This window comes from Maribacter sp. BPC-D8, assembly GCF_035207705.1.
Taxonomy (GTDB): Bacteria; Bacteroidota; Bacteroidia; order Flavobacteriales; family Flavobacteriaceae; genus Maribacter.
In genome coordinates, this window is sequence record NZ_CP128187.1 from 4,545,836 (window position 1) to 4,565,667 (window position 19,832).

17 protein-coding genes and 1 tRNA gene are annotated in these 19,832 nt (G+C 34.9%); 9 read left to right on the forward strand and 9 right to left on the reverse strand.

Annotation, left to right across the window (positions count from 1 at the left end; translation table 11 throughout):
• Positions 1-4: 4 nt before the first annotated feature.
• The 4 genes from QSV08_RS19805 to QSV08_RS19820 form a co-directional block, all read right to left on the reverse strand.
• Positions 5-427 (reverse strand): hypothetical protein, encoded by a 423-nt coding sequence (locus QSV08_RS19805; protein WP_324025427.1) that lies wholly within the window; start codon positions 425-427, stop codon positions 5-7.
• 40 nt (positions 428-467) lie between these two features.
• On the reverse strand, positions 468-1,208 hold the full coding sequence (locus QSV08_RS19810; RefSeq protein WP_324025428.1) for a hypothetical protein: 741 nt from the start codon (positions 1,206-1,208) through the stop codon (positions 468-470).
• Positions 1,201-2,520, reverse strand: coding sequence for a tyrosine-type recombinase/integrase (locus tag QSV08_RS19815; RefSeq protein WP_324025429.1), 1,320 nt, complete (start codon positions 2,518-2,520; stop codon positions 1,201-1,203). The genes QSV08_RS19810 and QSV08_RS19815 overlap by 8 nt, the downstream gene beginning before the upstream one ends.
• Before the next feature lie 54 nt (positions 2,521-2,574).
• Positions 2,575-2,647: transfer RNA gene (locus QSV08_RS19820), tRNA-Met, on the reverse strand.
• A 194-nt stretch (positions 2,648-2,841) separates the two neighbouring features.
• On the opposite strand from QSV08_RS19820, the gene QSV08_RS19825 reads away from it, so the two are divergent.
• The 4 genes from QSV08_RS19825 (at position 2,842) to der (ending at position 7,383) form a co-directional block, all read left to right on the forward strand.
• Positions 2,842-4,206, forward strand: coding sequence for an alanine/glycine:cation symporter family protein (locus tag QSV08_RS19825; protein WP_324025430.1), 1,365 nt, complete (start codon positions 2,842-2,844; stop codon positions 4,204-4,206).
• The gene (era, locus tag QSV08_RS19830) at positions 4,193-5,077 is read left to right on the forward strand and encodes a GTPase Era (RefSeq protein WP_324025431.1); all 885 of its coding nucleotides are present in this window, start codon (positions 4,193-4,195) and stop codon (positions 5,075-5,077) included. The genes QSV08_RS19825 and era overlap by 14 nt, the downstream gene beginning before the upstream one ends.
• Before the next feature lie 218 nt (positions 5,078-5,295).
• Positions 5,296-6,027 carry a NeuD/PglB/VioB family sugar acetyltransferase gene (locus QSV08_RS19835; RefSeq protein WP_324025432.1) on the forward strand — a complete coding sequence of 244 codons (732 nt, stop codon included), beginning with the start codon at positions 5,296-5,298 and terminating at the stop codon, positions 6,025-6,027.
• A 51-nt stretch (positions 6,028-6,078) separates the two neighbouring features.
• Complete coding sequence (gene der, locus QSV08_RS19840) at positions 6,079-7,383, forward strand: ribosome biogenesis GTPase Der (protein ID WP_324025433.1); 1,305 nt, start codon at positions 6,079-6,081, stop codon at positions 7,381-7,383.
• 894 nt (positions 7,384-8,277) lie between these two features.
• Here der and QSV08_RS19845 read toward each other — a convergent pair.
• Genes QSV08_RS19845 through QSV08_RS19865 form a run of 5 tightly spaced genes read right to left on the reverse strand, consistent with a single transcriptional unit; the run spans position 8,278 to position 11,413 of the window.
• Entirely contained in the window at positions 8,278-9,072 is a 795-nt protein-coding gene (locus QSV08_RS19845; protein WP_324025434.1) for a TPM domain-containing protein, read from the reverse strand.
• A complete protein-coding gene (locus QSV08_RS19850) occupies positions 9,053-9,490 on the reverse strand; it encodes a TPM domain-containing protein (RefSeq protein ID WP_324025435.1) in 438 nt (145 codons plus the stop codon). The genes QSV08_RS19845 and QSV08_RS19850 overlap by 20 nt, the downstream gene beginning before the upstream one ends.
• Positions 9,491-9,496: 6 nt before the next feature.
• On the reverse strand, positions 9,497-10,096 hold the full coding sequence (locus QSV08_RS19855; RefSeq protein ID WP_073240363.1) for a LemA family protein: 600 nt from the start codon (positions 10,094-10,096) through the stop codon (positions 9,497-9,499).
• Positions 10,097-10,106: 10 nt separating this feature from the next.
• A complete protein-coding gene (locus tag QSV08_RS19860; protein WP_027066328.1) occupies positions 10,107-10,436 on the reverse strand; it encodes a MerR family transcriptional regulator in 330 nt (109 codons plus the stop codon).
• Positions 10,436-11,413 (reverse strand): M23 family metallopeptidase, encoded by a 978-nt coding sequence (locus QSV08_RS19865; protein ID WP_324025436.1) that lies wholly within the window; start codon positions 11,411-11,413, stop codon positions 10,436-10,438. Before QSV08_RS19865 ends, QSV08_RS19860 begins: the two co-directional genes overlap by 1 nt.
• A gap of 104 nt (positions 11,414-11,517) precedes the next feature.
• On the opposite strand from QSV08_RS19865, the gene alaS reads away from it, so the two are divergent.
• From alaS to QSV08_RS19890, 5 genes are all read left to right on the forward strand, one after another.
• On the forward strand, positions 11,518-14,133 hold the full coding sequence (alaS, locus tag QSV08_RS19870) for an alanine--tRNA ligase (protein WP_324025437.1): 2,616 nt from the start codon (positions 11,518-11,520) through the stop codon (positions 14,131-14,133).
• A 72-nt stretch (positions 14,134-14,205) separates the two neighbouring features.
• Entirely contained in the window at positions 14,206-15,249 is a 1,044-nt protein-coding gene (locus QSV08_RS19875; RefSeq protein ID WP_324025438.1) for a hypothetical protein, read from the forward strand.
• Between the two features lie 233 nt (positions 15,250-15,482).
• Positions 15,483-16,334, forward strand: coding sequence for a tetratricopeptide repeat protein (locus QSV08_RS19880; protein ID WP_324025439.1), 852 nt, complete (start codon positions 15,483-15,485; stop codon positions 16,332-16,334).
• On the forward strand, positions 16,331-17,272 hold the full coding sequence (locus QSV08_RS19885; RefSeq protein WP_324025440.1) for a GSCFA domain-containing protein: 942 nt from the start codon (positions 16,331-16,333) through the stop codon (positions 17,270-17,272). Before QSV08_RS19880 ends, QSV08_RS19885 begins: the two co-directional genes overlap by 4 nt.
• An 83-nt stretch (positions 17,273-17,355) precedes the next feature.
• A complete protein-coding gene (locus QSV08_RS19890) occupies positions 17,356-19,821 on the forward strand; it encodes a T9SS type B sorting domain-containing protein (protein WP_324025441.1) in 2,466 nt (821 codons plus the stop codon).
• The last annotated feature ends 11 nt before the right edge of the window (positions 19,822-19,832 follow it).

Consider the following 19,832-nt stretch of genomic DNA (forward strand, 5'->3'; position numbering starts at 1 on the left):
TTTATTAAAAATAAAGAAGATTACCGGTTTGTACGTCGTAATACGGCAATCTGCCATTCGCATCTTTTCTTAAATTCTTTATTTGTAAATAGCGTGCATTAAAGAACATTTTTAAATCTTCAATATCTTTTTTAGTAGCAGGTTTGTTTGCATTTGGAGTAATAATGTTTTTTGCTATTTCTGCAATAGCAGCTCCTGCGGCAGCATTTCCAATTCCTGCTAAAGACATTTTTTCTTGTAAACTTGGGTTTTCTGCTAAAACAGGTTTGTCGTCAATAGAGTTTACAACTGGCGCCTTCAGTTCTTTAATCGTTTGATTATTTTTCCAGTTCAAACTTCGGCAAGAGTTGCTACAAAACTTTTGTGCTCCTCTCCTTTTTGGAACATAGCCACCACCACAATACTTGCAGATTTCAGTTTTTTTCATAATTATGCGTAAATTAAACGTTTAATTTACGCATAATTTATTAAAGTAATTTTGAATCAATATTAAAAATACGCTGTAATAAAATCGTTTCTGCCTCAGAATCAGAAATAAGAGGTAGTTTTTTATTTTTGCTGCGCTGTGTTTTCTTATTTGTCGAAGTGGGTAAGTTTTCATGCCGAACTTCTTGTAAATCTGAAACTTCAGGTATTACATTTTGCTTATCCCTACTATAAAAAAGTTTAGATAAATGTGGTAAAGAAGACTCTAACGATTTTCCGATATTAAAATTACCCTTTGGCAAAGATTGCATATCGGGATAAAACTGTTTTAGAATTGTTTCAAAATGTGACTTGTAGTAATTGTGCTGAAGTTTAAACAAACCTAGAATACTGTCTTGTTGTGGAAGTACTTGAGTTATATTTTTATTCAGCCAATTTGTAATAAAATATAAGCACTCAACTTGCTCATAATATAGTTCTAAAATGTAACTGAATTCCTGTTCATTGAAATTTGCTTTTGCATTTAATAATTGACGAGTACTTTTTTTTAATGTACTGTCTTTAAGTGTTATCAAGTTATTATCTCTATCTGTTTCGTAGAGTGTAGGTCCCTTGTAATAATCTATAACTATAATCTTACTACGAAATTTTTCAAATTCTATTTCTTCGTTATTTTCTAAGAAATCATTTGAAATTTCATTGTCAGGGATGAAAAATAATAGCTCTTCCCATACCCTTGAAATCAGGTTCTTATATAATATTTCCAAAGGCGTATTATTCATGTACATTCTTTAACATTGTTGAATAATCTTCTGGTAGTTCTGCGTCTATATCCCTTAAATACTTTTCTAAGGCGGTCATGGAAGAGTGACCCGTTATCAACATCAACTTACTTTTAGCTTCAAAAGGGGAGGAGTCCTTCATCAAGGCTCTATAAACTTTTGTAATGTAAGTGTGTCTAAAGCTATAAAGGCCATAGTTTATACCTAATTTAAAATGTTGCTTAACAATTTTTCTAAAGCGTTTACTAAAATAGTCTCGCCTGTTATCTACCAACGTGTCCCAGGTTCCACCTATTTTGTTAGGTGTAAATAGAACAGCTTCTTTATCAAATTTCGTGAGGTCTGGCAAATCGTTCCATAATAGCTCTGGTATAATTTTGGTTTTTAATGGGCTATTTTTTGCTTTAAATTGTATTCGTCTATTTTTTATATCAATATCTTTTACTCTAAGTCGGCAGACTTCTATTGGTCGTAAAAAGTTATAAGAGATAAATTTAATGTAGAGTAATAGAATTGGGTCTTGAACTTCTAAATATTCAAAAATTTCCTCTTGAATATTCTGGGAATATGTTTTATTACGTTCTGGTGTAGATTTTAGTTTAGGTATTTTCTTTACGAAATTTTGTTCTATGATTTCATTATCGACAAGTACTTGTATAATGCTACTTAGGTCAGTTTTGTCATTATTTCTTGTTCGTGCACTATTTCTGTCCAAAACATCATTTAAGAATTCTGAGACAAGTTTTTTATTTAATTGAGATATGAACTTTATTTCAGCGTGATTTACTGAAAGCCATTTTGAAAAATTCTTTATTTTACTTTCATAATCTCTTTTAGTACTAGGGCTAACCAATTTTTCTTTAAGCTTGATTCCAAAATTAAATCCCTCTTGAACCGTCATTTTTGGTTTTTCCGATATGAGTTCAGATTTCGGTAAAACTTTATCTGGTAAATTTAAATTATTGGCAACATTGTTTTTTGATGTTAAACTCTGGTGCAGTTCTAGATTATCGGAATATGGATTATAGCCTTTATTAAGTAGTCTTAATAAAACTTTTCTGTAAATGACCAATACGGACATTCGATCTTCCTTGTTCTTGTATTTATTTGCATCTCCGTAGAAAGGAGTCTGCCGCTTCAATTTCCCACTTTTAGGATCACGAAAAGAAAAATAGACATACCAGCGTTTTTGTAAATCGCCGTTGGCAGAATATATTTTAGGGATGGAGAAGTTTCTCTTTACAGACAAATCGTATGCACTTTCGTATTCATTTTCGTATTCAAAGGTAACTAATTCCTTAAAATTAGGCATAAAAAAACGGTTTAGCGAAAACTAAACCGTTGTTTTTGAATACTTTAAACTTAGTAGCGGGGACTGGACTCGAACCAGCGACCTTCGGGTTATGAGCCCGACGAGCTACCTACTGCTCTACCCCGCGATATGGGTTTTTATCTCACTTGTCTTGCGACTTCAGGTCATTAAGCTGACGAGATAAAGGTGCGCTACTATTTGTAACGGGCTGCAAATATACAACACATTTTCTCTATATTCAAAACTTATTTAAATAATATTTTTTGAGGGCATTATCTTTTAAAAAACATTAAATCCATAACTTCGGTTTTTTACAATTCTATGGATACAATTAACGACTTTATAGCCAGCGCACTACCGTATACAGAGTGGCCAATGTTCCTATTATTAATAGGGGGCGGACTCTTTCTTGTTTTTTATTCAAAACTAATGCCTTATCGTTTTTTCGGTCATGCAATCGCAATTACAGCGGGTAAATATGATAATAAAGACTCAAAAGGAGATGTAAGTTCTTTTCAGGCTTTATCGGCAGCGGTTGCCGCTACGGTCGGTTTAGGTAATATATCAGGAGTTGCCATCGCAATACATGATGGTGGTCCAGGGGTGGTTTTCTGGATTTGGATGACTGCTTTAATAGGTATGTGTATAAAATTTTATTCGTGTAGTCTGTCAATTATGTACCGTGGTACAGATTCTGAGGGTAAGATGCAGGGTGGACCTATGTATTACATAACAAAAGGACTAGGTGAAAAAGCTCGGCCGTTAGCTATATTTTTTGCAGTTTGTGGGCTATTCGGATTTTTAGGTGTTTTCACTGCCAATCAGTTTACTGAGACATTTATGAGTGTTGTTGATCCCGGTACTACCATAATGGATATGAGCGATGAAAATTGGAAATGGACCATTGGTCTTGTTTTGGCTATAATAACATCTTTCGTGATTTTTGGAGGATTGACTAAAATAGCAAAAGTGGCATCTGCAGTAGTTCCGTTTATGGTAGCTGTATACTTAATAGCCGTTATTGCGGTAATGGTACTGAATTCTGAACAGATACTACCAGCCTTAAAAATGATAATTACAGAAGCATGGAATTTCAAATCGTTGGCTACAGGCGGGTTTTGGGGACTTGTGATTATTGGGGTTCGTAGGGCTATGTTTTCTAACGAGGCTGGTTTGGGTAGTGCGCCAATGTATCATGGGCAATCTAAAAATGATGAACCTATTCGCGAAGGACTGGTGGCTATGCTAGGTCCGTTTATCGATACCATATTGGTATGTACGTTTACGGCAATCGTTATCATATTAAGTGGAGCTTATTTAGAAGATTCTAGTGGTATAGTAATGACGTTATCTGCATTCGAAAGAACATTGTTTGGTTGGGGAGATGTATTGCTAATGGTTATTGTAACAGCCTTTGCATTATCTACCTTGTTTACCTATTCTTATTACGGTGTAAAATCATTGTCTTTCTTGACAAATGCTAAAATTGGTAAGTTTTATAACTGGTATTTTGTAATTATGATTGTCTTTGCAGCAGTGGCATCATTAGAGTTGGTGAAGAATTTAATTGATTTGTCTTATGCACTAATGGTGATACCCAATATGATTGCCGTACTTTTGTTGGCTCCAAAGGTAAATGTGGAATTGAAGAAATATATATTAAAGTATAAGGATGGCAGATCATAAGGCAGGCTTCGTAAATATTATTGGTAATCCTAATGTTGGTAAATCAACGTTGATGAATGCTTTTGTGGGTGAAAAATTATCCATAATTACATCAAAGGCTCAAACAACTAGACACCGTATTTTAGGAATTGTAAATGGGGATGATTTTCAAATGATTCTTTCTGATACTCCAGGTATTATTAAACCAGCATATCAGCTTCAAAGTAGTATGATGGATTTTGTAAAATCTGCTTTTGAAGATGCCGATGTGCTATTGTATATGGTAGAGATAGGCGAGAAGGCGTTAAAAGATGAAGCATTTTTTGAGAAAATAAAGAATAGCAAGATTCCTGTTTTATTGCTTTTGAATAAAGTAGATACTGCTACGCAAGAGTTGTTAGAAGAGCAAGTTCAATATTGGCAAGAAATGTTGCCAAGTGTAGAGTTGCATCCTATTTCTGCATTATCCAATTTTAATGTAAAAGGTGTTTTTGAGCGCATTATAGAATTGTTGCCAATGTCACCTGCATATTATCCTAAAGATCAATTAACAGATAAGCCAGAACGTTTCTTTGTAAATGAAACTATCCGCGAGAAAATCCTATTGAATTACAAAAAGGAAATTCCGTATGCAGTTGAGATAGAAACCGAAGAGTTTTTTGAAGACGAAGACATTATTCGTATGCGTTCGGTAATTATGGTTGAACGAGATTCTCAAAAGGGGATTATCATAGGTCATAAAGGAGCTGCATTAAAAAAAGTAGGTGTAGAATCGAGAAAAGATTTAGAAAAATTCTTTGGCAAGCAAGTCCATATAGAATTATATGTAAAAGTGAATAAAAACTGGCGTAGTGATTCACGTCAATTGAAACGCTTTGGGTATAATAAGTAGTCAATTGATGGACTAAGCTAAAATTATATTTTATTATTTAATTCAGTCATTAAATTTCTTATTCTAGGAGTGGCTAGTTGTCAGGCGATTGGATTCTTTCGCCTTTGTTTATTGACTTTTTCAAATTATTATCACCTCAATTTAAGTTTTAATTCTTCTTTTAGATAAGAATAGTCTATTTTTGATTTATCGATTAAGTGTGCAAAATCCCCGATGAAATGCAAAATGTGATTATTTTTGGAGCCTCAGGTCATGGTAGTGTTGTCTTGGATTGTTTAGAAAAAGAGGGTAGGTATAATGTTATCGGTTTTGTAGATTCATTTAAGGAAAAAGGTACCAGAATTAATGGGTATCAAGTTTTAGGTACTGAAATAGATTTACCTTATTTAATAAATCGATTTAATATCAAGGGTGGTATTGTAGCTATAGGTGATAATTGGACGAGAAAACTTATAGTTGATAAAATTTCTAAGATAGTACCCGATTTTAATTTTATAAATACCATTCATCCCAAAGCTATTCTTGGAAAAGATGTTCTCTTAGGTTGTGGTAATGTATTTATGCCAGGTGCAATAGTCAATGCAAATTCTATTGTTCATGACTTTTGTATTTTGAATTCAAATTCTATTCTTGAACATGATTGCGTTATGAGTAGTTATTCAAGTTTAGCTCCTTCTTCTTGTTGTGGAGGTAATGTGATATTGGGCAGTTTCACTTCAATTTGTATAGGAACTTCAATAGTTAATGGTATTGAGATTGGTGAACATTCGGTGATTGGAGCGGGTTCCCTTGTTGTAGATCATTTTGGAGATAACATTGTTGCATATGGCTCACCTGCCAGAATTGTTCGTAAAAGATCCGCCGGAGAACCTTATTTATCTACACCTAAAAAACAACAATTTTATAAATTAGGAAGTTTTGATGATGTTCAATCAAATCTCTCTATTTAACTTATAGTGTAATTGCCACTTTAAATACTACCTTTGCCCCAAATTTAAGCTATGGGTGCTATTGTTGCCATTGTAGGGAGACCTAATGTAGGGAAATCAACATTTTTTAATAGATTAATTCAAAGACGCGAGGCTATTGTTGATGCCGTTAGCGGTGTTACTCGTGATCGCCACTATGGTAAAAGTGATTGGAACGGAAAAGAGTTTTCAATTATTGATACCGGTGGATATGTTGTTGGTAGTGACGACGTTTTTGAAAAAGAAATTGATAAGCAAGTAGAACTAGCGATTGAAGAGGCAGATGCTATAATTTTTATGGTAGATGTAGAGACTGGTGTAACCGGTATGGATGAAGATGTAGCTAAGTTATTAAGACGTGTTAAAAAACCAGTTTTTTTAGCGGTCAATAAAGTAGATAATGCTAAAAGAGCAGAAGATGCTGTTGAGTTTTATTCATTAGGTCTTGGTGAATTCTATACATTATCCAGTATAAATGGTGGTGGTACAGGTGAGTTACTAGATGATTTGGTGGATAAGTTACCAGACGTAATTGAAGAAAAAAGTGAATTACCAAGATTTGCCGTTGTTGGTAGGCCTAACGCAGGTAAGTCATCTTTTATAAATGCGCTTATCGGTGAAGATCGATATATTGTAACTGATATAGCTGGTACAACGAGAGATAGTATTGATACCAAGTATAATAGATTCGGATTTGAATTTAACCTGGTAGATACCGCTGGTATTCGTCGTAAGGCTAAGGTTAAGGAAGATTTAGAATTTTATTCAGTAATGCGTTCCGTAAGGGCAATTGAACATTGCGATGTTTGTATTTTGTTATTAGATGCAACAAGAGGTTTTGATGGTCAGGTAGAGAATATCTTCTGGCTAGCTCAACGTAACCATAAAGGGATTGTTATTCTTGTTAATAAATGGGATTTGGTTGATGACAAAGAAACCAATACTATAAAGCATTACACTGAGAAAATTAAAAAAGCTATTGAGCCATTTACAGATGTGCCAATACTTTTTGTTTCTGTACTTACTAAACAACGTATTTTTAAAGCAATTGAAACCGCTGTTGAGGTGTACAATAATCGTAATAAAAAGATTATTACCCGTAAGTTCAATGAAACGATGTTGCCAATAATAGAACATTATCCGCCGCCAGCTTATAAAGGTAAATTCGTTAAAATTAAATTCTGTACACAATTACCAACTCCGTATCCGCAGTTTGCGTTCTTTTGTAACCTGCCACAATATGTACGAGAGCCTTACAAGCGTTATTTAGAAAATAAGATACGTGAGGAGTATGATTTCACTGGGGTGCCGATTACGGTATTTATGAGAAAGAAATAGAATTTTATATTCTAATCTTCCAATTATAGAAAATAAAAAAATGATCAAATATTTTGCGAAGCAGAATTATTTGGTCATTTTTTTTTTTTTTTGAGTTTTAATTAACCAAAAACGTAATCCTTCCCTTGGGATGGTATAAAGGGGTGGGAGCTGTGATGATGAATATTGTAACAAATTTACAACCTAGGACCCACCCCTAGCCCCTCCCAAGAGGGGAACAGATTCTGATTTGAATTAAGTATTTTAGATAAAACTGACGAAGCAACACTTATAGAAGCATTGCTCTCTTTATCCAATAATCCCGCAACAAAAAATGTAATTCTCCCCTCCTGGGAGGAGATAAAGGGGTGGGTGCTTCGATGATGAATATTGCAACAAACTCACAAGTAAGAACCCACCCCTAACCCCTCTCAGGAGGGGAACAGATTCTGGCTTGAATTAAGTATTTTAGATAAAACAGGCTAAGTGATACTTGTAGAAACATTAATCTCGGCATCCAACAATCTCGCAACAATAAACGCAATCCTCCCCTCTTGGGAGGGGACAGAGGGGTGGGTGCTGTGATGATGAATATTGTAACAAACTCACAAACAAGAACCCACCCCTAACCCCTCCCTAGAGGGGAACAGATTTTGACTTGAATTAAGTATTTTAGATAAAATAGACTAAGTGATACTTGTAGATACATAGCTATCAACCATCAACAATCTCGCAACAATAAACGCAATCCTCCCCTCTTGGGAGGGGATAAAGGGGTGGGTGCTTCGATGATGAAGATTGCAACAAACTCACAAACAAGAACCCACCCCTAACCCTTCCCAAGAGGGGAACAGTTTCTAGCTTAAATTAAATATTTTAGGTAAAAGAAATGAAATAACTCGTCTAGTAAAAAGGCTACCAACCACCAGAAGCACCGCCGCCGCCGAAGCCGCCGCCGCCGAAACCTCCTCCGAATCCGCCTCCACCGAAGCTTCCGCCTCCACCGCTGCCGAACCCGCCGCTAGAACCGCTTGAGCGTCCCATGTTGCTAAGAATAATCATATCCCACGGACTTAATCCGCCACGTCTCTTGCCGCCATTATTGCCATTATCGTCATTTTTGCGGCTCCAAAGAATGAAAAGAATTACGATAAAAATGATAAATGGTAAAAGAGATGAAAATGGAGTGCCATCATTATCACCAAAAGTTCTGTCTTCCTGAAATTCACCGGTTAAAACTTGAAAGATGACATCTGATCCTTTATCTAGACCTGCGTAATAATCTCCGACTCTAAATTCAGGTAGAATTACATTTTCAATAATTCGTTTGGAAAGGGCATCGGTTAAAGAACCTTCTACTCCGTATCCGGTGCTAATAGCTACCTTTTTGTCGTTTTCGGCTAGAATAATGAGAATACCATTGTCCTTTCCTTCTTGTCCGATTCCCCATTTCTGACCCCAATTAGCGCCGAGGTAATTAATATTCTCGCCATTAGTGCTAGCAATAATAGTAACCACTATTTGCGTTGAGGTACTATCGGAATAGCGAACTAATTTTTGACTTAAAGCCTTTTTTTGTTGATCGCTAAGAAGGTTGGTGTAATCGTAAACACTAGTTTCTAATGCCGGCTTTTCGGGTATTTCAAACTGACTCCATGACGGAGTGCACCAAAGAAAAAGAATTACAAGGCTAACCTTTAGATATCTCATTGCTTAATTCGTTGGTGTCATCTGATTGCCAAGGAAAATGACTATTTAATTCTTCGCCAGCTTTTAGTAAGCCAGCAACGAGTCCGTCTTTAAACGCTCCTTTTTCAAAATGTGTTTGAATGCTATTTCTAGTAGTTTGCCAAAAGTCTTTAGGTACCACGTTGTCGATGCCTTTGTCGCCACAAATGACAAATTTTTTGTCAGTTACAGCCACATAGATCAAGACTCCGTTTTCTTGTTTGGTGTTTTCCATTTTTAATAAATGGAAAACCTCTTTAGCGCGCTCATAATGATTTTTACGAGTGTGCCCTTCAATATGTACTCTGATTTCGCCAGAAGTATTCTTTTCCGCCTTAAGAATAGCCTCTACTACCTCTTGCTCTTCTGTTTCCGATAAAAAATCTTCTACTCTTGACATAGGTTATTAATCAAAATCAAAATCTACGTCTGGTGCATTTTCTGAGCCTGAATCTGCTTTGTAGTAAGCAAGTTCTCCAAAGTTGAATATGCCTGCTAAAATAGAATTCGGGAATTTTTTAATGTGAAGATTGTAAGGCTCAACGGTAGCGTTAAATCTATCTCTTGCTACATTAATTCTATTCTCTGTACCTTCTAATTGTGATTGTAGCTCTAAAAAGTTCTGATTAGATTTTAAGTCAGGGTAGCGTTCTACGGTTACCAATAATTTGCTTAATGCACCACTCAATCCGCTTTGCGCTTGGTTGAATTGTGCTAATTGCTCTGGTGTAATATTAGTAGGGTCAATACTAACTGAGGTTGCTTTTGCTCTAGCTTCGATAACATCTGTTAATGTACCTCTTTCAAAGTCTGCAGCGCCTTGTACTGTTTTTACAAGATTACCGATTAAGTCGTTTCTACGCTGGTAGGCACTTTCTACATTTGCCCAAGTCTTTGTAGATGTTTCTTTTAATGCAACTGCAGTGTTGTTGAAACCAACGCCCCACTGGTATAGTCCGAATGCTATTACGGCAATAACGATTAATGCAATTAGTCCTTTTTTCATAATGGTTGTGTTATAACTGGTCTTTAATTTTATTTAATTCTGCTTTTACACGTTCAAGCTTTTGAATAATATCAAAATTAGAAAGTGTTTTCTGCTTTTCTTCTTTTAAATGAGTTTTGGCACCATCGAGAGTAAAACCTCTTTCTTTTACCAAATGATATATTAATTGAAGATTTTTAATGTCTTGGGGAGTGAATTTTCTATTTCCCTTCGCATTTTTTTTAGGTTGAAGCACGTCGAATTCTTTCTCCCAAAAACGAATTAGTGAAGCGTTTACGCCAAAGGCACGGGCGACCTCGCCAATACCATAATATCTTTTTTCAGGGAGTTCTATCTGCATTAATCTAGTGATTGGTTTTCTTGATTAGCGAATTTCAACATGTTCTCAAATTCTTCTGGCGATAAACTACCATAGTAGAAATTCATAGGGTTGATTCTATCATTATCTTTCCATACTTCATAATGAAGGTGTGGAGCTTCTGATCTTCCTGTGCTTCCTACGAAACCTATTAAATCGCCTCGTTTTACTTTTTGCCCTTTCTTAACGTTATATTGGCTTAGGTGGGCGTATAGGCTCAAATATCCGTAGCCATGCTCAATACGTATATGTTTTCCGTATCCAGATGAGTTATTATCAGCTCTCGTAATTTTACCATCACCTGCAGCATATATAGGTGTGCCTTTTGGGGCGGTAAAATCCATACCGTAATGCATTTTTCTAGCCTTGGTAAAAGGATCTGAACGCCAGCCATAACCAGAAGCCATACGTTTTAGGTCCTCGTTATTGATAGGCTGAATTGCCGGTATCGACATTAGTAATTTTTCTTTTTCTTCAGCCAGCTTGGTAATCTCATCTAAAGATTTAGATTGTATGGCCATTTGCTTTTTAATGATATCTAGTCTCTTTGTAGTAGAAACAATCATTTCAGAATTATTGAAACCTTCTAAAGATTTATATCTGTTTATACCACCAAAACCTGCTTTACGCTGTTCGTCTGGTATTGGGTTAGCTTCAAAATATAAACGATAAATATTATTGTCTCGGTCTTCTATATTACCTAGAACCTCTTCAATCTGCTCCATTTTCTTATTTAGCAACTCGTATTGAAGCTCATAATTTTTCACTTCTCGAGATAAAGAAAGTTCTCTTGGTGTATTGACTAAGTTGGTGTTAAGCAGAAGAATAAGTGCTAAAAAACCAAAAATGCATGACCCCAAAATAAAGAAGGCTATATTTCTATAACGTTTAGATTTTTCGGGTTCTATTTTTCGGTACGACAGCGTGTCTGGGTCGTAATAGTATTTTACCTTAGACATGTATGTAATTTATCCTATTTTTGTTTTTTAATTATTACGAAACAAACAAATATAAAGATAGTTTTATATAAACCGTTAAAATTTGTAAAAGCTTAGCATTTTAGATGAATTCCAAAGATACAAGAACTCAATTTCTGAATTTTTTCAAAGGTAAAGAACACAAAATCGTGCCTTCTGCACCAATGGTCATTAAAGATGATCCGACCCTGCTTTTTACAAATGCGGGAATGAATCAGTTTAAAGAATACTTTTTAGGCATAAGTCAGCCTAAAAGCTCAAGAGTGGTAGATACTCAAAAATGTTTGCGTGTAAGCGGTAAGCATAACGATTTAGAAGAGGTTGGTAAAGATACCTATCACCATACCATGTTCGAGATGTTGGGTAACTGGAGTTTTGGTGATTATTTTAAGGAAGAAGCCATTACATGGGCATGGGAGCTATTGACCAATGTGCTTAAAATTGATAAAGACAGTTTGTACGTATCTGTTTTTGAAGGAAGTAAAGATGCAGATAAATTAGAATTAGATACAGAAGCTTTTGAGCTTTGGAAAAGTATTGTGCCTGAAGATAGAATTATCATGGGTAATAAGAAGGATAACTTCTGGGAAATGGGTGATCAAGGTCCGTGCGGACCATGTTCAGAGATTCATGTAGATATTCGTTCTAAAGAAGAAAAAGCAAAAGTTTCTGGTGCAAGTCTTGTAAATCAAGACCATCCGCAGGTTGTAGAAATTTGGAATCTTGTATTCATGCAATACAACCGTAAGGCAGATGGTTCGTTAGAGAATTTACCAGCAAAGCATGTAGATACCGGTATGGGTTTCGAGCGTTTATGTATGGTATTGCAAGGAGTTCAATCGAATTACGATACTGATATATTTACACCGTTAATTCGCGAAATAGAAACGATTACAGATTCCGATTACGGTAAAAATGAGGAAATTGATATCGCTATTCGTGTTATCAGTGATCATATACGTGCCGTTTCGTTTTCGATTGCAGATGGTCAGTTGCCAAGTAATACTGGTGCAGGCTATGTGATCAGAAGAATATTGAGAAGAGCCGTACGTTACGGATTCACATTTTTAAATACCAAAGAACCTTTTATGTTCCGTTTGGTAAATGTTTTGACAGATTCTTTAGGAGATGCATATCCAGAATTGAAAAATCAAAAGCAATTAATTGAAAACGTAATTAAAGAAGAAGAGCATTCTTTCTTAAAAACGTTAGATCAAGGATTGTTGCTTTTAGATACGATTATAAAAAACACAAAAGGTAAAACAGTCGATGGTGGTAAAGCTTTTGAGTTGTATGATACATTCGGATTCCCGATAGATTTAACTGCTCTGATTCTTAGTGAAAAAGGATTTAAGCTAGATGAGGCAGGATTTGATGAAGCTATGCAGCAGCAAAAAAACCGTTCTAAATCGGCATCAGTAGTTTCAAAAGAAGATTGGGAAGTTTTACAGGATGATAACGAACAGGAGTTTGTTGGTTATGATATGCTAGATGTTGAAGTAAAAATTACCAAATACCGTAAAGTAGTTTCTAAAAAAGACGGAACACAGTTTCAGTTGGTGTTCAATCTAACTCCGTTCTACGCAGAAGGTGGTGGTCAAGTAGGGGATAAAGGATATTTAGAAGATACCCATGGCGATGTCGTGTACATTACCGATACCAAAAAAGAGAATAATGAAATTATTCATTTTGCGAAGAACTTACCTAAGCATTTAGGCGAGAGTTTTAAAGCAGTAGTAGATAAAAAACAACGTAGCAGAACAGAAGCAAACCACACGGCAACACACTTGTTACATCAAGCTTTAAGAGAGATTTTAGGAAACCACGTAGAGCAAAAAGGTTCAGCAGTACATTCTAAACACTTACGATTCGATTTTTCTCATTTTTCTAAAATGACACAAGAAGAATTGCAAGAAGTAGAGAATTTTGTGAACGCTCGTATCGACGGACAATTACAACTTCAAGAAGAAAGAAATGTACCTATGAAAACTGCAATTGCTGATGGTGCCATGGCATTGTTCGGTGAAAAATATGGCGATGCGGTTAGAACAATCCGTTTTGGTCAATCTATAGAATTGTGTGGTGGTACACATGTAAAGAATACAGGTGATATCTGGCAATTTAAAATTAAGTCAGAAGGTGCTGTTGCTTCCGGTATAAGAAGAATAGAGGCAATTACAGGCGACGCGGTTAAAGATTTGCATGTAGATAATGATAAGTTATTGTCGAAAATAAAAGTTGTTCTGGGTAATACTCAGGATCCTGTAAAATCGGTTTCAAGTCTTCAAGATGAAAATAGCAGTCTAAAAAAACAAGTAGCCGAATTGTTGAAAGACAAAGCGAAGAACCTAAAAGGAGAACTACTATCAGAACTTAAAGAGGTAAACGGAGTTCAATTTCTAGCAAAAAAGATAGATTTAGATGCTGCCGGTATAAAGGACTTAAGTTTTGAAATGGGTGCTGATAAAGATAATTTGTTTTTGCTGTTTGGTACAGAGCAAAACGGAAAAGCATTATTGTCGTGTTATGTATCTAAAGAATTAGTGGCTTCTAAGAATTTGAATGCAGGTACTATTGTTCGCGAGCTTGGTAAGTATATACAAGGTGGCGGTGGTGGTCAACCTTTCTTTGCAACAGCAGGAGGTAAGAATCCGGCAGGTATAGAAGAGGCATTGGCACAGGCTGAGGGTTATTTGGGGTAAGTTCTAAAACAACATAAAATACAATAATCATGGTTAAATGTGGTTCTATATCAACCAATTAAACATTTAACCATGAAGAATTATTTTTTATTATTACTGGCGTTCATAAGTTTCTCAGGCTTTTCACAGGTCTCTTTTGGTGCGCGCCATGTAGGTAAGTCATCAGATTTAAAACCTAAGGCACTAGAAGAATTTAAAGCCTCAACGACCATTTTTGTCTTGTCAGATGTTATTGACGCCGATGAATATGCAAAGATTTTAGAGGAAACTTGGACAGTGACCCCTTATAAAATAGTTCCTCAAAGTGAATATGATTTACAAGAGTATTATAACAAAAATTACTCTATAGCAGAGCTTGTTGGGTTCAAACGTTCTAAAACTACTAAAATGGGTAGTGTTGTACATTCATTACATACCTATATCAATATCGGATTGTATGATGCTGAGACCATAGATGAAAAATTATCTAAGGTTAAAGCGAAAAAAGAGAAGAAAAGAGAAGAAAAGATTAATGAGATTTTCAGAAATAATAAAAAGCCAGTAGCTAAAATTTATCTTTTTCCAACATCAGAATTTGTAAATACCGCCCTTTCTGAAGAAAAGGAAGTTATTGTAGAGAAAATGTATACTGAAAATGTTTTCTTTAATTATTCAACAGGATTTTTAAAAAATTACTTTCAACAAACAAATGACCTTATAGCGAAAGGTGAAACATATTGGATGTATGAGAAAGATTATGATGCTAAAAAGATTGCAAGTTTGACCACTTCTAAATTGTATGTACCAAACTATATCACTCAAAGAACAAATGCTTTTACCGCAGAAATTTCTGATGGTGAAGATAAAGAAGTTGAGAAGCTTTTTAGTAAATATGATTATGACTATGAGTTTATTTCTACTGAAGATTTAGATAAAGCAATTGAAGAAAATAAAGAATTCTATTATTTGCGTTATGCCAGAGCCAATGCAGAAAGATTTGTTCAGGTAGTAAATTCAAAAACCGGAGAAGTAATTTTTAGAGAATACATTACTGGTTTAGGTTACAATTTAAAAGCGAAAAATTTAGGTTACCTTAGTGATGTAATAGCTAAGTCTGCAAAGAAGTTAGCGAAATAACATGGCTTAAAAATGAAATTTCGTACAAAGATTAAATGTACTGAAGCCCAAAATCAAGTGTTGATTACAATATTCAATACTTGATTTTGGGTTCTTTTTTTTATCAGTTTTAAAGTCGAAATTGAGTATAATAAATAATAAGGTTGAATTTGAATAGATTCTTTTTTCACTCTTTAGCCATAGAATATTTAATTATAAAGACAGTTTAAGAAGCTGTATCATACGATAGTTTTATGAAAAAGTATTTCATCTTATTGCTAGTTATTTCGTCTTGCAATTTTTCAAATAAAAATCAAGATGGTGTTGAGAGTTCTGATAGAGTGGAATCAAACATCTTAACTGGTATAGACTCAATGCATATTAGGGAGTATGTTGAAAAATCATTTCAAACTCCCTTGCATTCTCTAGAGCATCAGCAGTATTTAGATTCTGCACTTACAATAGATCCGACAAATGCTTGGCTTTGGCAGCAAAAAGCAATGCCGTTATATAAAGCTAGAAAGTATCAATTAGGTAGACCGTTTTTAGAAAAGGCAGTTGAGCACAATCCAGAAAAATATTTAGATTATAGTGGTTTTATGAGATGTATATTCTCAAAAGATTACCTAAAATCAATATCTGAATTTATGAGAGCCAAAAAAGAATATGGTGATGGTTATGTAATGGATCACACTTATAATTTTTATATTGGTCTAGATTACCTTCAATTAAATAAATTCTCTAAAGCCAAAGAATTCTTGTTACTTAGTAAAGAGCAGCAGTTGAAGGATTTTCCGAACGATTCGCCGCAAGAAGCCTGTCATTATTTAGATTGGTATTATTTAGGTATCGCCGATTTTGAACTGGGTAATTATAAAGAGGCGATTGCATCTTTTGATATGTCATTAAAGGTGTACGTTAATTTTGCAGATGCACTTTATTTTAAAGGAAGAAGTATGACGAAGTTGGGTAATGAAGAAGGAGGTGAGTGGGAGAAAAAAGCTTTTGAAAACGGAGATAATACTATTAAGGAGGATAATGCTATTTATGAAATTTATCCGTATCAATTGTTTCATAAGTTAAATGAGAGTGTGCGACCTAAATGAATCTCTTAACCAAAATACCATTATCGAAATCTAAAAATCCGATTGACTATTCAAGTCAGTTATTGCTTTTGGGTTCTTGTTTTTCTGAGAATATTGGGGCAAAATTAGAATACTATAAATTTCAGAGATTACAGAATCCGTTTGGGATATTGTTTCATCCCTTGGCAATTGAAAAACTGATTCAAAAGTCCGTCAATCAAGAGTTATTTATTGAAGCTGATGTATTCAATGCTAATGAGCAATGGCATAGTTTCGATGCGCATTCTTGCATGAGTAACCCATCCAAAGAAAAAATAACTATAGATTTAAATGAGGCGTTAAATTCGACTGCTGCACAATTAAAAAATGCCAGCCATATTATCATCACTTTAGGTACAGCGTGGGTGTACCGAAATACATCTAGCAATCAAGTAGTCGCAAATTGCCATAAAGTAGCGCAATCCAATTTTACGAAAGAATTGTTAAGTGTCGATGAAGTAGCTGAAAGTTTAAAACGAATTATTGCCTTGGTGCAGTCTGTAAATCCTTCAGCTCATTTTATTTTTACGGTATCTCCTGTAAGGCATTTAAAAGACGGATTTGTAGAAAATCAGTTAAGCAAATCGCACTTGATTTCTGCTATTCATAAAGTTCTAGAGAATAAAATCTCATATTTTCCTAGTTATGAACTAATGATGGATGAGCTTCGAGATTATCGTTTTTATGCAAAAGATATGATTCACCCTAATGAGGTGGCGATAGATTATATCTGGGAGAGATTTGTTGAGGTGTGGATTGCCCCGAGTGCATACCTAACTATGGAAAAAGTTCAGAAAATTCAAAGAGGACTGCTGCATAGACCGTTTAATGAAAAATCGGAACAACATCAGAAATTTCTTTTAAAACTAAATGTGTTGAAATCTGAAATTCATAAAGAATATCCAGACCTTATTTTCTAAGCGAATAAAGAACCTTGTCGAATTTATTATGCTTAGACATTTATACTATAGTTTTTTCGTTATTTTCCAGTTTTATGTCCAATATGATTAAAAAGTTAAGTTGTCTTATTTTATTCATGTTTAATGTAGTAATTGCTAGCGCTCAGCTTCCATTAATTGAATTAGAAGCATTGCAAGCACTATATAATGACACCGGAGGTCCGAACTGGATTAGTGAGACCGATCCTGATCCTACAGATAATTGGGTTTTTGCAACGCCGTTGATAGATACCGATGTTACTAATTGGTATGGGATTACCGTTAATAATGATCATGTTACACAAGTTTTGTTGGATGTTGGTGGTAACACAGGTAATAATTTGATAGGTACGATACCAAATGAAATCGGCGATTTGCAGAACCTAATTGATTTAGACCTTTCTGATCAACCAAGTCTTACAGGTCCGATTCCAGTAAGTATTGGTAATCTTCTGAATTTAGAAATATTGTTTTTAAATGGTAATGAACTTTCTGGAAATATACCACCGATATTAGGAGGTTTAAGTAACCTCACGACTTTATGGTTGAACGCAAATAATTTAACTGGTACTATACCGCCCACACTTGGTAACCTTGGTAATCTGGAATCTCTATTACTTTCGGGGAATCAACTTACCGGAACTATCCCAACTGAACTAGGGAATTTAAATAATTTAATGTCACTTTGGCTATCCAACAATGATCTCATTGGAGAAATTCCGCCAGAATTAGGGTTGCTTTCAAATTTGAGGCAATTACTTTTAAACAATAATAATCTTACAGGAGAAATTCCTGAAAGTATTTATGGTTTAATGAATTTATTAACGTTGCAATTAGAATTTAATCAGCTAGAAGGGGCTATTTCTCCATTGGTTGAAAATTTAGTGTCTTTAGAGATTTTGATACTTCGAAATAACCAATTTGAGGGTGATTTGCCAGAGGAAATTGGAAATATTACTACGTTACTTACATTGTGGCTAGGTCAAAATAATTTTACGGGAACAATACCCGATTCTTTTTCAGGCTTAATAAATCTTGGAGGATTTGAAGTCAATGATAATAACATAGAAGGTATCTTACCTGCAGGTTTAGTAAACTGGACCAATATTAGTTCTCTTAATATCATGAATAATAGAATAGGGGGGGATATACCTAATTTTATTTTTTCAAATACAACCACATTTAGAATTAATGGTAATCGTTTTCAATTTGGAGATTTTGAAGATGAATTTAGTTATTATGAAAGCTTTTTATTTTTTATTGATACTCCCCAGGCTTTAGTGAATGATATTGAGAATATAACTGCATGCGTTGATGGTTCTATAACTTTAAGTACTACAGTCAGCGGTAGTGCAAATGTATATCAATGGTTTAAGGATGGTGTTGCAGTGCCAAATTCAAATACACCAGACTTAGTATTAACGAACCTTCAAGTGGCGGATACGGGCGTTTATACATGTGAAATTAGTAGCACTATTGTAACAGATTTATTGTTGGAGAGAAATCCAATTACCTTAACGGTGAATAATGACGGACCTACTGCAAACGATGTTGATGATATTGTTCTATGTGATACGGATACCGATGGTTTTGCCACCTTTAATTTAGATTTGGTCGCTATTGAGTCTCAAGTAATAGGGAGTCAAACTGGGTTGATAGTTTCTTATTTTGATGCTACAGGAAATGCAATTACGCTAACCGATATATTTACCAATACAACGGCAAACCAACAAGATATTACGGTGAGGGTCGAAGCATCTGAAACCTGTTTTGACGAAACTATTTTTAGTCTTATTGTAAATCCTTTGACCGTGGCAGATGTTTTCTCTGATGTCGAAGTTTGCAACGCTTATGTTCTGCCAGGGTTGAGTCCTTTTAATAGTTATTATACTGCTACAGGTGGTGCGGGATCGATATTAAATGCAGGTGATGAGGTTACTGAATCGCAAATAATATACGTGTATGCAGAAAGTGCTTCGGGAACGGGCGATTGTTTTGATGAAAGTAGTTTTTTAGTCAATATTACTGAGGTTTTAGTTTCTGAATTCGAAGACGTTATTGCTTGCCAAACATATACTTTGCCGATACTACCTGACGGGCAAGATTATTATAGTGAAGCAGATGGTAATGGATCCATTTTGTTAGCTGGTGATGAAATTTCAGCATCAACGATAGTTTATGTATTTGCAGAAGAAAATGGTTGTTTTAATCAGTCTAGATTTACAATAAATATAGATCCTATTGCATGCCAGGGTGTTGAATCTTTGGGTTTGCCTAAATTTTTCACGCCTAATAATGATTCTTATTATGATGTTTGGGATACATCAAAACTATCAGGTACAGGTGATATAGGTATATTTATTTATGATCGTTACGGTAAGCTATTAAAGCAGCTTGATCCTAATACTTCTAATAGTTCTTGGGATGGTATGTACAATGGTAACCAAATGCCATCAAATGATTATTGGTTCAAATACCTGAATTACGATACAGGAATACGCCTTTCGGGTCATTTTTCGTTAAAACGATAGGCTATTTATTC

Bases quoted from the DNA above. Each gene is read 5' to 3' on its own strand.
- QSV08_RS19805 (WP_324025427.1), bottom strand. From the start codon at position 427: ATGAAAAAAACTGAAATCTGCAAGTATTGTGGTGGTGGCTATGTTCCA.
- QSV08_RS19810 (WP_324025428.1), bottom strand. From the start codon at position 1,208: ATGAATAATACGCCTTTGGAAATATTATATAAGAACCTGATTTCAAGG.
- QSV08_RS19815 (WP_324025429.1), bottom strand. From the start codon at position 2,520: ATGCCTAATTTTAAGGAATTAGTTACCTTTGAATACGAAAATGAATAC.
- QSV08_RS19825 (WP_324025430.1), top strand. From the start codon at position 2,842: ATGGATACAATTAACGACTTTATAGCCAGCGCACTACCGTATACAGAG.
- era (WP_324025431.1), top strand. From the start codon at position 4,193: ATGGCAGATCATAAGGCAGGCTTCGTAAATATTATTGGTAATCCTAAT.
- QSV08_RS19835 (WP_324025432.1), top strand. From the start codon at position 5,296: ATGCAAAATGTGATTATTTTTGGAGCCTCAGGTCATGGTAGTGTTGTC.
- der (WP_324025433.1), top strand. From the start codon at position 6,079: ATGGGTGCTATTGTTGCCATTGTAGGGAGACCTAATGTAGGGAAATCA.
- QSV08_RS19845 (WP_324025434.1), bottom strand. From the start codon at position 9,072: ATGAGATATCTAAAGGTTAGCCTTGTAATTCTTTTTCTTTGGTGCACT.
- QSV08_RS19850 (WP_324025435.1), bottom strand. From the start codon at position 9,490: ATGTCAAGAGTAGAAGATTTTTTATCGGAAACAGAAGAGCAAGAGGTA.
- QSV08_RS19855 (WP_073240363.1), bottom strand. From the start codon at position 10,096: ATGAAAAAAGGACTAATTGCATTAATCGTTATTGCCGTAATAGCATTC.
- QSV08_RS19860 (WP_027066328.1), bottom strand. From the start codon at position 10,436: ATGCAGATAGAACTCCCTGAAAAAAGATATTATGGTATTGGCGAGGTC.
- QSV08_RS19865 (WP_324025436.1), bottom strand. From the start codon at position 11,413: ATGTCTAAGGTAAAATACTATTACGACCCAGACACGCTGTCGTACCGA.
- alaS (WP_324025437.1), top strand. From the start codon at position 11,518: ATGAATTCCAAAGATACAAGAACTCAATTTCTGAATTTTTTCAAAGGT.
- QSV08_RS19875 (WP_324025438.1), top strand. From the start codon at position 14,206: ATGAAGAATTATTTTTTATTATTACTGGCGTTCATAAGTTTCTCAGGC.
- QSV08_RS19880 (WP_324025439.1), top strand. From the start codon at position 15,483: ATGAAAAAGTATTTCATCTTATTGCTAGTTATTTCGTCTTGCAATTTT.
- QSV08_RS19885 (WP_324025440.1), top strand. From the start codon at position 16,331: ATGAATCTCTTAACCAAAATACCATTATCGAAATCTAAAAATCCGATT.
- QSV08_RS19890 (WP_324025441.1), top strand. From the start codon at position 17,356: ATGATTAAAAAGTTAAGTTGTCTTATTTTATTCATGTTTAATGTAGTA.